17 protein-coding genes are annotated in these 15,806 nt (G+C 47.5%); 11 read left to right on the forward strand and 6 right to left on the reverse strand.

The genetic code is table 11. The annotated features are described in order from the left end of the window. Positions 1-110: 110 nt before the first annotated feature. The gene (locus PMG25_RS03335; protein WP_283765493.1) at positions 111-1,025 is read right to left on the reverse strand and encodes an ATP-binding protein; all 915 of its coding nucleotides are present in this window, start codon (positions 1,023-1,025) and stop codon (positions 111-113) included. A gap of 144 nt (positions 1,026-1,169) precedes the next feature. Here PMG25_RS03335 and PMG25_RS03340 point away from each other — a divergent pair, with 144 nt between their 5' ends. Together PMG25_RS03340 and PMG25_RS03345 are read left to right on the forward strand one after the other, a co-directional pair. Beyond that, a complete protein-coding gene (locus PMG25_RS03340; RefSeq protein WP_283765494.1) occupies positions 1,170-1,340 on the forward strand; it encodes a hypothetical protein in 171 nt (56 codons plus the stop codon). 183 nt (positions 1,341-1,523) lie between these two features. Then, positions 1,524-4,031 (forward strand): CPBP family glutamic-type intramembrane protease, encoded by a 2,508-nt coding sequence (locus tag PMG25_RS03345; protein ID WP_283765495.1) that lies wholly within the window; start codon positions 1,524-1,526, stop codon positions 4,029-4,031. Between the two features lie 7 nt (positions 4,032-4,038). Here the strand turns inward: PMG25_RS03345 and PMG25_RS03350 are convergent, their stop codons facing one another. Next, positions 4,039-4,245, reverse strand: a complete 207-nt coding sequence (locus PMG25_RS03350; protein WP_283765496.1) for a hypothetical protein — start codon at positions 4,243-4,245, stop codon at positions 4,039-4,041. A 147-nt stretch (positions 4,246-4,392) separates the two neighbouring features. On the opposite strand from PMG25_RS03350, the gene PMG25_RS03355 reads away from it, so the two are divergent. After that, positions 4,393-5,358: an aldo/keto reductase gene (locus PMG25_RS03355; protein WP_283765497.1), complete on the forward strand. Its 966-nt coding sequence runs from the start codon at positions 4,393-4,395 to the stop codon at positions 5,356-5,358. Positions 5,359-5,466: 108 nt separating this feature from the next. Next, positions 5,467-5,874: a hypothetical protein gene (locus PMG25_RS03360; RefSeq protein ID WP_283765498.1), complete on the forward strand. Its 408-nt coding sequence runs from the start codon at positions 5,467-5,469 to the stop codon at positions 5,872-5,874. A gap of 165 nt (positions 5,875-6,039) precedes the next feature. On the opposite strand, the gene PMG25_RS03365 is transcribed toward PMG25_RS03360, so the two are convergent. Then, entirely contained in the window at positions 6,040-6,471 is a 432-nt protein-coding gene (locus PMG25_RS03365; RefSeq protein ID WP_283765499.1) for a molybdenum cofactor biosynthesis protein MoaE, read from the reverse strand. A 57-nt stretch (positions 6,472-6,528) separates the two neighbouring features. On the opposite strand from PMG25_RS03365, the gene PMG25_RS03370 reads away from it, so the two are divergent. Together PMG25_RS03370 and PMG25_RS03375 are read left to right on the forward strand one after the other, a co-directional pair. Continuing rightward, the gene (locus PMG25_RS03370; RefSeq protein ID WP_283765500.1) at positions 6,529-6,984 is read left to right on the forward strand and encodes a VOC family protein; all 456 of its coding nucleotides are present in this window, start codon (positions 6,529-6,531) and stop codon (positions 6,982-6,984) included. Between the two features lie 16 nt (positions 6,985-7,000). Beyond that, on the forward strand, positions 7,001-7,981 hold the full coding sequence (locus PMG25_RS03375) for an aldo/keto reductase (RefSeq protein WP_283765501.1): 981 nt from the start codon (positions 7,001-7,003) through the stop codon (positions 7,979-7,981). Between the two features lie 7 nt (positions 7,982-7,988). On the opposite strand, the gene PMG25_RS03380 is transcribed toward PMG25_RS03375, so the two are convergent. From PMG25_RS03380 to PMG25_RS03390, 3 genes are all read right to left on the reverse strand, one after another. Then, positions 7,989-8,348 (reverse strand): SpoIIAA family protein, encoded by a 360-nt coding sequence (locus PMG25_RS03380; protein WP_283765502.1) that lies wholly within the window; start codon positions 8,346-8,348, stop codon positions 7,989-7,991. A 116-nt stretch (positions 8,349-8,464) separates the two neighbouring features. Continuing rightward, positions 8,465-10,015, reverse strand: coding sequence for an NAD(P)H-quinone oxidoreductase subunit N (locus tag PMG25_RS03385; protein ID WP_283765503.1), 1,551 nt, complete (start codon positions 10,013-10,015; stop codon positions 8,465-8,467). A gap of 395 nt (positions 10,016-10,410) precedes the next feature. Then, positions 10,411-11,385 (reverse strand): GUN4 domain-containing protein, encoded by a 975-nt coding sequence (locus PMG25_RS03390; protein ID WP_283765504.1) that lies wholly within the window; start codon positions 11,383-11,385, stop codon positions 10,411-10,413. Positions 11,386-11,524: 139 nt separating this feature from the next. Here PMG25_RS03390 and PMG25_RS03395 point away from each other — a divergent pair, with 139 nt between their 5' ends. The 5 genes from PMG25_RS03395 to PMG25_RS03415 all read left to right on the forward strand — a co-directional run bounded on the left by PMG25_RS03395 (position 11,525) and on the right by PMG25_RS03415 (position 15,453). Next, entirely contained in the window at positions 11,525-12,013 is a 489-nt protein-coding gene (locus tag PMG25_RS03395) for a universal stress protein (protein WP_283765505.1), read from the forward strand. 116 nt (positions 12,014-12,129) lie between these two features. Next, positions 12,130-13,215, forward strand: a complete 1,086-nt coding sequence (locus tag PMG25_RS03400; protein ID WP_283765506.1) for a glycosyltransferase family protein — start codon at positions 12,130-12,132, stop codon at positions 13,213-13,215. Between the two features lie 31 nt (positions 13,216-13,246). Next, complete coding sequence (locus PMG25_RS03405; RefSeq protein WP_283765507.1) at positions 13,247-13,666, forward strand: secondary thiamine-phosphate synthase enzyme YjbQ; 420 nt, start codon at positions 13,247-13,249, stop codon at positions 13,664-13,666. 125 nt (positions 13,667-13,791) lie between these two features. Continuing rightward, complete coding sequence (locus PMG25_RS03410) at positions 13,792-14,580, forward strand: metal ABC transporter ATP-binding protein (RefSeq protein ID WP_283765508.1); 789 nt, start codon at positions 13,792-13,794, stop codon at positions 14,578-14,580. Between the two features lie 15 nt (positions 14,581-14,595). Next, entirely contained in the window at positions 14,596-15,453 is an 858-nt protein-coding gene (locus PMG25_RS03415) for a metal ABC transporter permease (RefSeq protein ID WP_283765509.1), read from the forward strand. The last annotated feature ends 353 nt before the right edge of the window (positions 15,454-15,806 follow it).

The following is a 15,806-nucleotide window of genomic DNA, read 5'->3' on the forward strand; positions in this document are numbered from 1 at the left end:
TAATCCAAGGGATTCCACAAGGATAAGGGGCGGTTTAATTTAGGTGCTAGGTCTAAACGAGGTAGGGGTTCGACTGATTTTTTCATACTCGAAATATATGACTCTAGGAATTAATTTTGGTAGGCTTGATAGCAGTCATAACACTGTTTCACCACTTCGCTAGGAATGCCCTGACTCTGGGTAACAATGTCTGCAATTTCCTCTGCTGTAAATTGTACTTCTGTCCCCGCTAATCGATGGTCAATAAATGCCTGAATTATTGTTTCATCCCAGGGTTGCAGTAACAACTCATGGCAAATATTAACAAAGGGTGAATCCAATCCACTATCTTCAAACAACTCAGTTAAGGGACAATGAGCAGCCACCACCAGACGAATGGGTGAATTCTGTCCCTGATTTGCCCAAGCTCGCAACTGTCCCCGCACGCCATCATTAAACCAATTTTCCCGTAACTGCTCTACTTCATCAAGCAATAATAAAAGTCTGTGTTTCTTGATTTCGCGCTGCACTTGAAACGGCTCTACCGCATCACTCCCGACTGCATCTGCTAAGGCTGCATAATAGCCCGAAAGATCAATAATTTCTCTCATGTTAAAGTACACAGGCTTACGATTGGGCAATGCTTCAGGCGCTTTCTGTTCCACTGCACACAATAGGGATGAGGTTCCCATTCCCGCACCTCCAATTAAGGCAACACTTGCCCTACTGTTGAGAAACTCAAAGACTTGCTGAAGTTCGCGCTCCCGTCCATAAATCTCATCAAGGTTGGTTAACATCCCTCGCTGCATAAAGGGATTTGTCGGGTTTGTTGTGAAGCTGGTTTTGGTTCCTGATGCCAGCTCCCAATTGATGCCTAAGACATCACATAGACTAACAAATGTCTTGTCACGAACATTTCCCCCACCTTTGAATTTCTTGATTGTGGCAATTTGGAATTCACTATGATTGGTAAAATCATCTAGTGTCCATGCTTTATCCTTGAGAGCATATTCAACCAGTTCCTTTCCTTCGGGGTTAAGTTTCATCAGCTACAGCAGTCAAGCTTAACCTTTTTAGATTACCGCATACCTAACTCATACTTCAAGAGAGCCAAACTCATACCCTACAAGCCTGGAACGTATTGGTGATGTGGAAGAACATGATGGTGTTGAATTCAGACAACTAAGCCCATGAAACCCATTATTATCACTGCCGCCATTTCCGCTACCGTGAGCATCTTTGTTACTTTCCACCCTGGGTGTAATGAAGACCAGATCAAACTCGCGAGCGCTGCCAATACTTTGGCGACGACTTCTTTAAGTTTACTGCATGGCGATCGCCGTGGGGCACGGAGTCGTTAACCGGGTTTCTTGTCTATTCCGGGAAGGGTTGGGGGCAGGTTTACCACTGTTATCGGTGGGAATTGGGGGATATTGGTTAACCTGCCCCTACGGGTAGAAACCGGGTTTCTTCCTTGGCGAAGGTTTGGGAGATACTCCAATATTGCCTATGATAAGGGACAAGGATGTGCAAAAGAATCGCCAATGGGTCAGCGCAGAACAACAAACATAAAACGATCGCTCGGTCGGGTACTCTTGAGTATAATGACGGTGGCTCTTGTCGCGCTGAGTGCCTCTTCTCACTCGGCGCAACCCTCTAGTTATGCCCTGAGTTTGGAAGCACCCTTTAATCAAATTGGGTTTTATCCCACGGTGCAACCCATAGACTCGCCCTACTATCGCAGCACGGGAGAATGGTTAGGGCGGTTAATTTTACCCTCTCGTGAAGACTTAGAAACCATCACCCCCACCTCGTCAATTTCCGATTGGGCTTGGATTGAGCTGTATCATACGCCACCAGAGTCCAAAGCTTGGGAAGGGAAAACGGTGCGCTTAGAATGGCAGGATGACCCCAGGATTGCTGAGTATGTGCAAACGGTGACGACAGATGTACAATTGAGCGATCGCGCCCTCAAAAGCCATCATAACGGCAATGTCATACCCACCCGTCTCAATGGTCGTACCCAAGTCGGCCCCCTGCAATCCCTTGCCGGAGCGCGTCCCCAAGATGATCTGATTGTCCGTCTGAATGAAGTCACCTTTCTCTCCAACAGCCCAGATTCAGCCATTTTACAAACCGCTCTCGAACCGATTCAAGTCACGGGACGCTTTTACGGATTAGTGAACATCCTAGGCCCTGTTCCCTCAACTTGTGAAGACAATCAACCCTGTCCCCCACAAGAGTACAAAATCCAACACTACAACCCAGAAACCGGTGAGTTTGACGGCCCAGAGGGAACCGTCCGCATTCCTCAACAACCGAGAGATAAGAATGGTCGCTGGTTGTCTACTCCCCAGGGTATTGAAAACTCTCCTGCGGGCGATAAAGGTTGGTATATTTATGGAGCTAGGGACAAACAAGGACAATTCATCGTCCAAGGCATTAAGCCGCGATCGCTCTTTGAACTCTATCCCGACCATATCCTGCTCGAAACCCAAACCGGCCTCGACTATATCCGACATTACAACTGGAAACAGACCGAACAGCGCAAAGGAACAACGCAAAGCATCCTCCTCTCCCCCAGCGCCACTCGTCCAGAACAAGCCGTGCAATACTGGAACGAAGGAGATTATGCGATCGTCATGCACCTCTTTGGCGGAATTGGTGGAGAAAACGGAGAAACCATCACCGCCGGAACCGTCACCGGTCATTTTGCTTATGGAATTGCCCAAGTCGTCCGCGACCCCTTCACCCAAGAGCTAAAATTTGACATCCTCTATCAACAAGTTTACGCCCATAATCCCAACGGCATTATTTCCGGAACCCAAACCTGGACAAATTACATGGGAAATCTGCAATGGGGATGGTTAGGCACTCGGCCCGTTTCCGATGTAGTCATCAAACTCGATGCCTTAACCCAAGACTACAATTTTGACGGTGAAATTATCTCGCCCATCCGCGAATTTTGGATACAACTGCAAGTAATGATGGCTCGATATCGCACCGGGGACGGAACCGGAGTCGCACAAGTGACTCCAGCCACTTCCTGTGTACAAGATTCCAGTCAAGCCCTCTACATTACCATCGAGCAGATTAAAGAACAAATCCTCAACAACCCCAAAATTGTCACCTGGTTACGCGCTCATCCCAACGCCCCCCAAACTCAACGTTTATCAGAATTAGTAGAATTAGGAGAAAACATCGAAAAAACCCTTGCACCTCAAGGCGTTGTTCGGGAAGATTGGAAACAAAACGCCCAGTTTTTATCGGGGGTCAACGCTCGTAATGGATTTGTAACCGATCAAGATTTATTAAATGCTCTGTTAAGTTGGCAAACCTTACTGCCACGTCCAGCTTATGACCGCATGGCCAAAGTGTTTCTTGACCAAGGAGCGCAACTTTGGTTTTTACGCACCAATCAAGTCGGTGGACTCGATCCTACTATAGAACCGGTTGCCCCGACAGGAATTTTAGGTCAATTTCCGATCGTGTCTACTCTTGCAGGTCGGGTTTTACTCTCCTTAGCTCGACCTGAATGGCGAGATTGGGGCATTTTAATTTTAATGTTAGGCGGGTATGGGGCGATCGCTCTAGGTGTAGTCTGGAGTTATAGTTTTTGGCAATGGGTCAATGGAAAATCGTTCCAGGAATCCTGGAATCAGGTAGGGTTATATTCGCGAGTTGGGGCTGAATCTGCACCCAATTTCTGGCAAGGATTAAGAATGTTATTCGTTCCCGTCGCGGTAGAAGAATTGATCTTCCGCATTTTATTGGTTCCCCATCCAACAGACTGGGTTTCGACTCAAGAGTGGTGGTTATTGGCTTTAGTGAGTTTAATTATTTATCTGTTATATAAAGTCGTTACAGTTTGCTTAAGGTCTAAACCCCCCTTAAAACTTGTGCCGGTTGTCTTACTCTTGAGTGGCACATTAGGAGCCGTTTGTATTTTGACCTATGGTCTGACCGGTTCGTTTTTGATGATTTGGGTTTTGCATGGATTGATTAAACTCAATCCATTCAAGTTTAGAGCCATGCAGAAAGTAATCAATTAACCTCATCTTAATCCACCACTCGTAAACGACCTTGGCGTAATCCTTCAAACACCCGATCGATTTGGCGTTGATCCGCTAAACTGAGGTCATCTTTGGATAATAATGCGGTCATAAACCGTTGTTGGTCAGCACGAGAAATTTGGCGAGTTTGAAAAATTCGCTCTATCACTTGCTCAAGATTGGCGGTTGATGGACTAGCTGCACTCATTTTCATCTCACTTGTGTCCCGTAAATAGGAAATCGATAGAATTAGATCGCAGAGTCAGATTGAAGTATGAGTCACTTGCCCCTAAAGATGCTAAATGGAACCTTTTATTGAAATTATACTAGATTTTAGCAGATGGTGCAGAGAGGTAAAGGAATGAAACGACGAACATTTGTCTTGATCAGTAGCGCGATCGCCACGTTAGCCGCAACCCTGAGCGCCCTAAATCGCTCTTCTTCCCGTACTCCCCTGGTTTTGGGGAATTCAGAAACCTCTTTACCCAAGCGAATTTTGGGTAAAACAGGGGAGCAGTTACCGATTTTTGGCTTAGGAGGAGCGGGAAAAACCCCCCTTTCCTCAAGTCAGGGGGAGTCAGAGGCGATCGCCATTATTGAGCGAGCCTTAGAGTTAGGGATTCGTTATTTTGATACGGCCGCCAGCTATGGCCCTAGTGAAAACTATTTAGGCAAAGTTTTACCCCCCTATCGATCGCAGGTCTTCCTAGCGACCAAAACCGCAGCTCGCGATCGCGATGGCGCTTGGCGGCAGTTAGAGCAATCCTTGAAGCGCCTACAAACCGACTATCTAGATCTCTGGCAATTTCACCACGTCTCCTTTACCGAAGAACTCGATCGCATCTTTGCCCCCGATGGGGCGATCGCCGCCTTAGAAGAAGCCAAAGACCAAAACATAATCCGCTTTAGCGGCATCACCGGTCACCATGAACCCGCCATTATCGCCGAAGGTTTAAACCGTTATCCCTTTGACACCACCCTCGTTTCCATTAACGCCGCCGATAAACACCATCCCCGCCCCTTTATCCCCACCGTTTTACCGGTTGCCCAACAAAAAAACGTGGGCGTAGTCGCCATGAAAATTCCCGCCTATGGCAAACTCTTACAACCCGGAAGATTAACCGGAATGGATCAAGCCCTCGGTTATGTTTTATCTCAACCCGGAATTCATTCTTGTATTGTCGCGGCCGAAAGTGTGGCTCAACTCGAAGACAATGTGAAAGTTGCCCAAGCCTTTCAACCCCTATCCTCAGCAGAACTGCAAGCCATTGAACGACTCAGCGCTGATACTTGGCAAGAAACCACCTTTTTCCGTCGCTGGACTTAGATCTTCAATCAATTTTTTCTCTAATTTTTTGAAGATTTTCTTTCTTGACTTTGCTGGATTTTTATGATAAGAAACAGAAGATTCTCTGATTTTCAAGTGAGATAGGTTATGTTTGACCAATTTAAAAATCAAGCCCAAGAAAAAGCCGCAGAACTTACGGGGGCAGCTCAGGAAAAAATTGACGAAGTGATTGATGAATTTAACAAATTTTTGCCCTTAGCTGAAGAACTGGGTTTAAGTCTGGACAGCTTTCATATTGAAGCCGGTATTCTACCCGAAATTAATGCCACTCTCATTGGCTCGATCGATAATATCAACAATGAGACCGTTGAGCGCATCATTGCTGAAAATGAAAGCAATACACTCTTGGTGGCTGCCCTAAACGCCGTATTGATGGCCAAAGGCTTTCATGAAAAACTTGAAGGCGTGTATATTGAAATCCTCCGGGATTTGGTTATTGATATGAAATTAGGCATTCCTCCTAGTATTTCTTGCAAATTCAAAAAGTCTGTTTAAGAAGAGAAATAAATCATCCTACTGCCGTGACAACCCTAAAGTGGTGGGTTACGGCGGATTGATAGATTGCTGTCAGAGTCTAGGTTTTAGCCGCCTAACCTACCCTACGCTAAGGCACTATTTTAGCTGTGTCACGGCACTACTTTGAGCCAGAAGCCGGGTTTCTTAAAGGCGAACTGAAGGTTTCACCCAACTTTGTGTCCCATCTGCCCAACATTCCCGCTTCCAGATGGGGGCATCTTCCTTGAGTGCATCAATGGCATACTGACAAGCGGCAAACGCTTCCGCCCGGTGGGGACTGCCAACGGCGATAATTACACTCACTTCACCAATGGACAAATAGCCCAACCGATGATGAATCACCACTCGATTGACCCTAGGATAGGTTTGATGAATGCGATGGGCAATTTGCTCAAAGATAGCGAGGGCCATGGGTTCATAGGCTTGATAATCTAGGGCAACGACCGGTTTACCCTCAGTTTGATTGCGAACCATACCGCTCATCACGGCGATCGCCCCATTGCTGGGATCTTCAGCTAAATGATACACTTCCTCTAAGGACAGGCGATCGCGAGTAATCTTAAACTGCTCTAACATAATTCCCTAGCCATCTTTCACCCTTTAAACTATCAAACTATCTCAACCCATTTAAACATGAACTCCCCCGCCCTCCTTCCAGGTCATCTCAAAACCGTCCATCATATCGCCCTCAACGTCAAAAACATGGACGCTTCCCGGCACTTCTGGGGCCAAGTTCTGGGACTAGAAGAACTCACCGGCGATCAAGTCCCCGAAACCCTGATTAACCTCGTCGCTGCCGGAAAAGTAGCCAACTTCCGCACCCCCGACGGCATCATTATCGACCTCTTCTGGGAACCCGAATTATCCCCCCCAGACCCCAATCCCAAAACCCAATTTACCCGCGCCAACCATCTCGCCTTTGACATCGCCCCAGAAGACTTCGATCGCGCTGTGGCTGTCCTTCACCATCATCAAGTGGCGATCGATCACGGCCCCGTCAGTCGCCCCACCGGACGAGGGATTTACTTCTACGATCCCGACGGTTTTTTAGTCGAAATTCGCTGCGATCCCCACCCATCAGAACAGTAAGCTTTTACCCTAAAAAATGACAACCCCTTCCACCTTATCTTTACCCAAAATGGGATGCGGAACCTGGGCCTGGGGCAATCGATTACTCTGGGAATATGACCCCAGCATGGATCGAGAATTGCAAAAGGTCTTTAATCTCTGCGTCGGCAACGGTATCACCCTCTTTGATACCGGAGATTCCTACGGAACCGGTAAATTCAATGGCCAAAGTGAAAAACTCCTGGGACAATTTGCCCAAGGTTGCATGGCAGCCAATATCGATAGCCTTTGTCTGGCCACAAAACTGGCCCCCTATCCTTGGCGCTTAACCCAAAATTCCATGGTCAAAGCCGCAGAAGCCTCGGCTCAACGCTTCCAACGGCCCATTGATTTAGTACAGATGCATTGGTCTACCGGGAATTATGCCCCTTGGCAAGAATGGGCCCTCTTAGACGGATTAGCCGACTTATACCAACAGGGAAAAGTCAAAGCTGTAGGCTTATCCAATTACGGGCCCAAACGATTACAAAAAGTGGTCAACCACTTACAAAAAAGAGGCGTTCCCATTCTCACCCTACAGGTACAATATTCTCTCTTATCTACCGCTCCCATCACCCAACTCAATCTTAAAGCCATCTGTGATGATTTAGGCATCCAACTGATTGCCTATAGTCCCTTAGCATTAGGCCTATTAACCGGAAAATATACAGAATCTGGACAATTACCCCAAGGACTGCGTAAGGGATTATTTCGGGACTTATTACCCCAAGTCAAACCGGTTTTAGCATGTCTGCAAGCAGTGGCTAAAACTCGCCAAAAAACGCCCTCTCAAGTGGCTCTCAATTGGTGTATGGCCAAAGGTGCAATTCCCATTCCTGGAGCTAAAACAGTGAGACAAGCTCAGGAGAATATCGGCGCATTAGGTTGGTCCTTAAACTCTGGGGAAGTGGATGCCTTAGATCGAGCGGCTGCGGGATTGAAAAAAGGAATGGTGAAAAATATTTTTCAGACCGGTTAAAGGACACTCAATCTTTAATCCACAAACGGGCTTGTTCCTGTTCTTCCCAAGAAAAACAAGCCACTTCTAAGGAAGGAAACAGTTGACGCGCTAACGGAAGCAAGGATTTAATCCAAGGGGCATCACAGACAACAGCTTTTTTATCAAAATCCTTAAAATGATTAAAACCAATTTTCAAGTCTTCGAGCAGGGCATCTGGGGTAATCCATCCGAATTTCTTAATCTCTACATAGGCTTTTAGACGAGAATGCTGTTGTAGTTTCTGTTCAATTTCTTGACCAATTTGGTCAATATCCTGGCGCTCAATTTTACCCTCAATAGTCATAGCAACGACTGAAGGGCAATCTAAAGAAATTAGGGTAATCATCAGCAAGTTCCTCCTATCCTGGATTCTCCTTCCAGTTTAGCAAGTTTAACCAGGCATGGAAAAACCGCCTAACTCTGAGGCTAGGCGGTTCAAGCCAATCATCATCGGGTAAATTCCTAATCGGCCATGTCTAACTGGGCAATGGATTCCACCGCAGGGGTAGAAGCTTGCAACAGGGGAGTATTGATGACCGCATCATTGGCTAGGGTAAACAAGGGATTGGAGAAAATGCCCCCTAGGGAAGTGACTAACAGGGAGACAATTAAACCCACTTGTAATGGACGTAAGCCGGGAATATTCCATTGAATGGGGGGGTAGTTTTCCACGGATTCAGACATTTCATGGGGTTCTTTAACCACCATCATTTTGACGACGCGGATGTAGTAGTAAATGGAAACGACGCTAGTGATTAATCCCAGTAAAACCAGGGTATATAAACCGGCTTGCCAACCTGCCCAGAAGAGATAGATTTTGCCGAAGAAACCGACTAGGGGAGGAATACCACCGAGGGATAAGAGGCACAGACTTAATCCCAGGGTAAGTAAGGGGTCTTTTTGATATAAACCGGCATATTCACTAATTTGGTCGGTTCCAGTTCGCAGAGAGAAGAGGATCACGCAGGTGAAGCCGCCCAGGTTCATGAACAGGTACACCAGGAGATAGAAAATCATGCTGGCATATCCGGCTTCGGTTCCGGCGATGAACCCAATCATGACGAAACCAGCTTGAGCGATGGAGGAGTATGCCAAGAGCCGCTTCATGCTGGTTTGGGCGAGGGCAACTACGTTTCCTAAGACGAGGCTGAAGATAGCAAGGGCGGTAAAGACAAAGTGCCATTGCTCGGAGACGGAGGGGAAAGCGGTGACGAGTAGGCGAATGGCGAGGGCAAAGCCAGCCGCTTTGGAGCCGACGGAGAGGAAGGCAACCACGGGTGTGGGGGAGCCTTCATAAACGTCGGGTGTCCATTGGTGGAAGGGGACGGCGGAGATTTTGAAGGCAATCCCGGCGATAATGAAGACGAGGGAAATGACGAGACCGATCGCCGGACTTTGTGGATTTTGACTAAAGCTTTGGGCTATTTCGCCTAATTGGGTTTCTCCACCGGATAAGCCATAGAGTAAGGAACTGCCATAGAGAAAGACTGCCGAACTTGAGGCTCCAATTAACAGGTATTTTAGGGCTGCTTCATTGGAGCGGGGATCGCGTTTCATATATCCCGTCAGCAAGTAGGAAGCAATACTGAGGGTTTCTAGGGAGACGAAGATCATGACTAATTCATCTGCTCCAGAGAGGAACATCCCCCCAATGGTAGCGGTGAGCAGAATCATGAGAAACTCGCCTAACGCGGTTCCGGTTTCTTTGACATAGGTGACGGACATGAGGATGGTGAGCGCCGCAGAGAGGGCAATCACGCCCCGGAAGACGATGCTGAGGGCATCACTGTTAAATCCGCCAAAGAAGGCGACGGGGTTGGGGTTATCCCATTGTAGGAATAGAGCTACAACGGCGGTGAGTAATCCGGCGATCGCGATATACGGAGTCCAGTTTGAGGCGTTGCGTCCACCGATTAGGTCTGTAATCAGCACGACCAGTAAGGTTAGAATAACAATTCCTTCTGGTAATATGACTCCAGCATTAAGCTGGGCAGCAAGGTTGGTAACATCCATAGGTTGTTTTGAGTTGAGCTATGCATCTGGCGACGTAACATTTCAGCATTATATAGCGATCGCGTCTCCCACCATAGGTTTATTGAGTGTAGAGCTTCTTTTAGCGCTACCATAAAAAGACTATTCTTAGTCGATTCCTTCATTTGCTTCCTCACTCCAGTTAACCGTAGGTCAATTGTTTGCTTGGTTAGTGGATTAATACCATGGAAGCTAATTATATGACTCCAGAATTAAGCTGGGCAGCAAGGTTGGTAACATCCATAGGTTGTTTTGAGTTGAGCTATGCATCTGGCGACGTAATATTTCCGCATTATATAGCGCTTCGCGCTAGGCAAAAGTCTTGTTGCACAGGGTTTTGGGAATTCAAAACTCTTTTCTACCCTCAGAATCGGCTTCTATTCAATCTGACAGTTTTTGAGTTTATGGATCAGTAGGGAATAACCGATCGCCGATCCCAGGTAAGGCAAGTGACCTTCCGGCGCATTATCGGTGTAATTCAAATCTGTTGCTTTTGTCCATTGACTCTCTGTTCGCCAACCAATGCGATCGCAGAATTGGCCGTATTCTCCCCCCACCTGTTCATAAATCTGACATTGTACGCTCAAGCCAAACTGCCCACTACTATAAGCAACCCAGAGCTGATTAATCGTTTCTAACTCCGTACAAGGCAACTCCTCCAAATTCAGCGCATCTAACCAACCATCACTTTCCCGTCGAGTGGCTCGCAAAATCAGATGGAGAGTTTCTTCATTACCCTCTTGCCACTTACGATCCGCCAGTAAATCCCGCAACCGAGTATAATCGATACCACTTTCAGAACGTAAGGGTACATCCGGGTTCGTTGGATAAACTGGAGCCGCAGAAGCTTCTACAGACGGTTGGGGTTCCGGAGTTTGTCCTGCAACCGATGCCACAGGAGCAGGAACGACTTCAGATAACTCGGCTGCTTTTCCCGGAGCCATAAAGCCATCGATCCCCTCAAAAATGTCCGTTAGCACTCCTTGGAACCATTGGCAACACTCAGCCGGTAGTGCAATCATGAATAGCACTTCATCTTGTAGCACTTTTTGCACCTGCTCCAAGAGACTCTCACGCTTGGCCACCTTCAAGAGTACCAAAACTGTACACCAGAGCAAAGAACTCAGGGCCAACAACGAGAGCAAGGGAAACATGAGGGGAAAGGCTAAGATCAAGCCTCGGTCTTTCTTCAGTGTGTAGGGGTACTGCCGCCGATCGCCCATCGCCCCATTCCACAACCTCGCACTCAAGTGACCGCTCAGATCGATGAGCGCTAATAAGATCCGTCCTATCAAAACATAACTTGTAAGGGGAAAGGCCAGGATCATCAGACGGAGTTGCGGGTTAGCCATTGGTTCTTCCTTCAATTCTTTGCGTGCTTCCTTTCCACTGCTTCTAGAAGTAAGCGGTTAATTCTTGTAGCTTATGCTTGGTATTGTACCTGAAAGAGTGCCATCATTTAAATGAAGCTTTTTAAATGCTGATTGAAAAATGGTTTATCAAAAGATTTTAGTGGCCCTCGATCGCTCCATTCAAGCAGAAATCGTTTTTGAGAAAGGGTTAGCTCTGGCTCAACAGTTTTCTGCCCAAATGATGCTCTTTCACCGTCTTGCCTTAGAAGAGAGCGGCCTATTCACCTATGTTGGCCCCTATGGCCACACTTTAAGCAACTTCTCCCAAGCCGTACAGCAACAGATGGCAGAAGAAACCGAACAGACTCGTCAATGGCTCACTTCTTATTGCGATCGGGCCAAGGAAGTGGGTGTTTCCTGTGAGTGGGAATGGAAAATGGGAGACACCGGACGCTGGATCTGCGATCTGGCCAAGACCTGGGGAGCGGACTTAATTGTTGTGGGCCGTCGGGGACGACATGGAGTTACCGAGGTACTTCTAGGAAGTGTCAGTAATTATGTGGTTCATCGGGCTTCTTGTTCCGTGTTCATTGTCCAAGAAAACTCCCTACCTTCCCCAGTCCCCTAAGCAGAGGTTGAATAAAACCCCTAGGCTCACTCGGTTTGAAATCCTCCCCCTGAGACGTAAGATAGAATCAGCAATCATGTTTAATTTCTAATTTTAATTTTTTCATGGGTTGACCTATGTCCAGACCGGCTTTGTATATGGCAATCACCAATCATGGCTTTGGTCATGCGGTGAGGATGGCTTCAGTGGCCGCGGCGATCGCCCAACGGCAACCAGAAATCCTCCTGATTCTCGTCAGCACCGTTCCCCGATGGTTGCTAGAGTCCTATATTCCCGGTGACTTTATCCATCGTCCCAGGGGGTTTGATGTGGGGGTGATCCAAGCCGATAGCCTGAAAATGGATAAAGAACCTACTCTAGAAAAACTGAAAGAGATTCGCCAAAATCAACGGTCAATTATTGCCGGAGAAGTGAATTTTATTCGCCAAAATCAAGTCGGTTTAGTGTTGGCGGATTTACCCCATTTAGCGGTAGATATTGCCCATAGTGCGGGAATTCCCTGTTGGATGATGGGCAATTTTGGCTGGGATTTTATTTATCGCCCTTGGGGAGGAGAATTTATCGAAATAGCAGATTGGATTAGCAACGCTTATCGTCAGTGCGATCGCCTGTTTCGACTGCCGATCCATGAACCCATGAGTGCCTTCCCAGAAATGGTCGATGTGGGGTTAACGGGAGGAATTCCCCGATGGACTCCGGAGCAGTTGCGCCAACAGTTACAGATTTGCGCTCCCCAAGAACGCACGATTTTATTAACGTTTGGGGGGCTGAGTCTGCAAGCGATTCCCTATGATACCCTGAAAGCGTTTCCCGATTGGCAGTTTATTACCTTCGATGCCCAGGCTCCCAAGCTGCCCAATTTGATGCAAGTGAGGGGCACTGAATATCGACCCGTCGATTTTATGCCCATTTGCGATCGCCTGATCTCTAAACCTGGATATAGTACCTTTGCCGAAGCTTTGCGCTTAGGAACTCCCGTTGCTTCCTTAACGCGAGATGGATTTGCCGAAACACCGGTTTTAATGGCAGGATTACAAGAGTATGGCCACCATCAGATTATTGATCCAGAAGCCTTTTTTAGGGGAGATTGGAGCTTTTTACACCAAGCGCCCACCCCTCCCAAAACCGATGCCCAATTGGATAAAATGGGCAGTGAGGCGATCGCCCAAACCATTATCGACTATTTTATGGATCATCAATAATTGAGCATCTTCCCCATCCCCCTATCCCCCCATGACTCACCATCAAACTCAACTACAGATCAAAACCACAGGAAAAAACTTTTCCCCCATCACCTCTCAAGTTAAACAAGTGGTCAAAGAATCTGGCATTCAAACCGGGTTATGTACCCTGTTTTTAAGGCATACTTCCGCCAGTTTAGTCATTCAAGAAAATGCCGATCCCGATGTGTTGCGCGATCTAGCTAATTTTTTTGCTAAATTAGTGCCTGAAGATGGGATCAGCTATATTCATGATGCCGAAGGCCCCGATGATATGCCAGCCCATATCCGCAGTGTCTTAACCAAAACCTCAGAACAAATTCCCATTCATCAAGGGCGCTTACTGTTAGGCACTTGGCAAGGGATTTATCTATGGGAACATCGCAGTCGCAATCATCATCGGGAATTGGTGATTCATATTAGTGGAAATTAGGACAACCTTGAAATGCTTGCGGTTAGAACTCCCATCCGATCGCCTTGTATTTTGGACTCGTTTGCTCTAAAATGAGAATCATTCTATCCAAAGTCTAGAGTGCCTCAGAATACAGGAGATCGAGCTTGAGCGAACCCGTATTGGAAGTTGAAGGCTTAATTGTCGATCGCGATCGCACCCCTGGGGTCGTGCGAGACGTATCCTTTACCTTGTCCCCTGGTACAGATACCGCCCTCATCGGCCCCAATGGAGCCGGAAAAAGTACCCTCATTCAAGCCATTTTAGGCATTTTACCCCGGAAAGCAGGCAATGTTTCCATATTAGGAAAACCCCTAACGCCTCAAGGCAAACTGCCGGCACACATTCGCCAACAAATTGCCTATTTACCCCAAAACTTTCTCTTCGATCGCCGCATTCCCCTAACCGTCGCCGAACTGGTGGGTTTAGGCTGGGATAAACTCGGCGTTCAATGGCCCTGGTCAGGGTATCGAGAGCGCCGCCAAGCTGTCCGAGAGAGCCTTTCGCGGGTTGATGCCTGGCATTTGAAAAACAAACCCATCAGTCAACTTTCTGGCGGCGAAACCAAACGAGTCTTATTAGCCTATTGTCTGGCCCGGCCGCGAAAACTACTCATTCTAGATGAAGCTCCTGCGGGGTTAGATATCCGTGGAGAAGCGGAATTTTATCAACTGCTCGAAGACCTCAAACGAGAATATCATTGGGCAATTTTACAAATTTCCCATGATTTAGATATGGTAAAAAAACAGTGCGATCGCGTCCTGTGTCTGAACCGGACTTTACTCTGTCAAGGCACACCCGAAACTACCCTCAGCACCGAAAACCTCATGGCCGCCTACGGTTCTGCCTTTGCTCGCTATCACCATCATCACTCTTGCCCAAAGAGTCAAGAGTAAAAGAAAGGATTCATCATGGTATTAGAAACAGAACTATCACGGGCGATCGAACTCTTCCAATTTGCCTTTATGCAACGGGCGCTTATGGGAGGAGTCTTAATGGGAGTTATGGGGGGACTTTTGGGCAGTTTTACCATTTTGCGGCAACTGTCATTTTTTAGTGATGCCCTAGGGCACTCGGCCCTATTGGGAATAAGTTTAGGGCTATTATTAGGACTCAATCCATCATTTGTAATTTTGCCCTTTGCCGTTATTTTTGCCCTCGTAGTCAATACGTTTCTAGAGCGTACCCAACTGTGGACGGATGCTTTACTCAATATTGTTTATTCTTCATCTTTAGCCCTTGCGATTATCACCCTCAGCCTGATTGGGCAATACAAAGGGGGCATCAATAACTTACTCTTTGGCGATATTTTAGCCCTGCAAAACTTCGATCTGATCCTCAGCTCCGTTCTCTTATTGATCTGTATCGGATTTATTGGTTTAACTGTGCGAACCCAGATGATGGTGACCCTTCATGAACCCATGGCGATCGCCCGTGGTGTATCTGTCCAGTCCCATCGTACCGCCTTTATTGTCCTCCTTTCCTTAGTTGTTGGCGTTGCGATCAAGGCGATCGGAGTCCTATTAGTGAGCGCGTTTATCGTTATTCCCGCATGTTCTGCTCGTTTACTGACTCACAACTTCACCACTTATGCCATCGGTTCTGCTGTTGTAGGTGCGATCGGCGCTCTCGGTGGCATTGTTCTCTCGGCTCTATTTAACCTCCCTTCCGGCCCCAGTATTGTGATCGTGCAACTGGCCGTGTTCTTGAGTGCGATCGCCCTGTCCCATCTAACAATACCTTCGCCATTTTCCCGTAGGTTGGGTTGAGGAACGTGCATGTCGGCGACAGCCGAAAACCCAACAAATACGTTGGGTTTCACTCTAACAAAATGGTGTCATTTTGGCACTATTAGCTTGGCAAGCAGTGTGCCCTCTTCCCCCAGCCCCTTCTCCCACGGGAGAAGGGGAGAAAAGTCCCTCTCCCTTGGGAGAGGGATTTAGGGAGAGGGATTGGGTTGTGCCCTCTTCCCCCAGCCCCTTCTCCCACGGGAGAAGGGGAGAAAAGTCCCTCTCCCTTGGGAGAGGGATTTAGGGAGAGGGATTGGGTTGTGCCCTCTTCCCCCAGCCCCTTCTCCCACGGGAGAAGGGGAGAAAAGTCCCTCTCCCTTGGGAGAGGGATT

Origin of the sequence: Roseofilum capinflatum BLCC-M114 (assembly GCF_030068505.1) — a bacterium.
Taxonomy (GTDB): domain Bacteria; phylum Cyanobacteriota; class Cyanobacteriia; order Cyanobacteriales; family Desertifilaceae; genus Roseofilum; species Roseofilum capinflatum.

Excerpts from the sequence above, each read along its gene's own strand:
- PMG25_RS03335 (WP_283765493.1), bottom strand. The coding sequence starts at position 1,025 with ATGAAACTTAACCCCGAAGGAAAGGAACTGGTTGAATATGCTCTCAAG.
- PMG25_RS03340 (WP_283765494.1), top strand. The coding sequence starts at position 1,170 with ATGAAACCCATTATTATCACTGCCGCCATTTCCGCTACCGTGAGCATC.
- PMG25_RS03345 (WP_283765495.1), top strand. The coding sequence starts at position 1,524 with ATGGGTCAGCGCAGAACAACAAACATAAAACGATCGCTCGGTCGGGTA.
- PMG25_RS03350 (WP_283765496.1), bottom strand. The coding sequence starts at position 4,245 with ATGAAAATGAGTGCAGCTAGTCCATCAACCGCCAATCTTGAGCAAGTG.
- PMG25_RS03355 (WP_283765497.1), top strand. The coding sequence starts at position 4,393 with ATGAAACGACGAACATTTGTCTTGATCAGTAGCGCGATCGCCACGTTA.
- PMG25_RS03360 (WP_283765498.1), top strand. The coding sequence starts at position 5,467 with ATGTTTGACCAATTTAAAAATCAAGCCCAAGAAAAAGCCGCAGAACTT.
- PMG25_RS03365 (WP_283765499.1), bottom strand. The coding sequence starts at position 6,471 with ATGTTAGAGCAGTTTAAGATTACTCGCGATCGCCTGTCCTTAGAGGAA.
- PMG25_RS03370 (WP_283765500.1), top strand. The coding sequence starts at position 6,529 with ATGAACTCCCCCGCCCTCCTTCCAGGTCATCTCAAAACCGTCCATCAT.
- PMG25_RS03375 (WP_283765501.1), top strand. The coding sequence starts at position 7,001 with ATGACAACCCCTTCCACCTTATCTTTACCCAAAATGGGATGCGGAACC.
- PMG25_RS03380 (WP_283765502.1), bottom strand. The coding sequence starts at position 8,348 with ATGATTACCCTAATTTCTTTAGATTGCCCTTCAGTCGTTGCTATGACT.
- PMG25_RS03385 (WP_283765503.1), bottom strand. The coding sequence starts at position 10,015 with ATGGATGTTACCAACCTTGCTGCCCAGCTTAATGCTGGAGTCATATTA.
- PMG25_RS03390 (WP_283765504.1), bottom strand. The coding sequence starts at position 11,385 with ATGGCTAACCCGCAACTCCGTCTGATGATCCTGGCCTTTCCCCTTACA.
- PMG25_RS03395 (WP_283765505.1), top strand. The coding sequence starts at position 11,525 with ATGGTTTATCAAAAGATTTTAGTGGCCCTCGATCGCTCCATTCAAGCA.
- PMG25_RS03400 (WP_283765506.1), top strand. The coding sequence starts at position 12,130 with ATGTCCAGACCGGCTTTGTATATGGCAATCACCAATCATGGCTTTGGT.
- PMG25_RS03405 (WP_283765507.1), top strand. The coding sequence starts at position 13,247 with ATGACTCACCATCAAACTCAACTACAGATCAAAACCACAGGAAAAAAC.
- PMG25_RS03415 (WP_283765509.1), top strand. The coding sequence starts at position 14,596 with ATGGTATTAGAAACAGAACTATCACGGGCGATCGAACTCTTCCAATTT.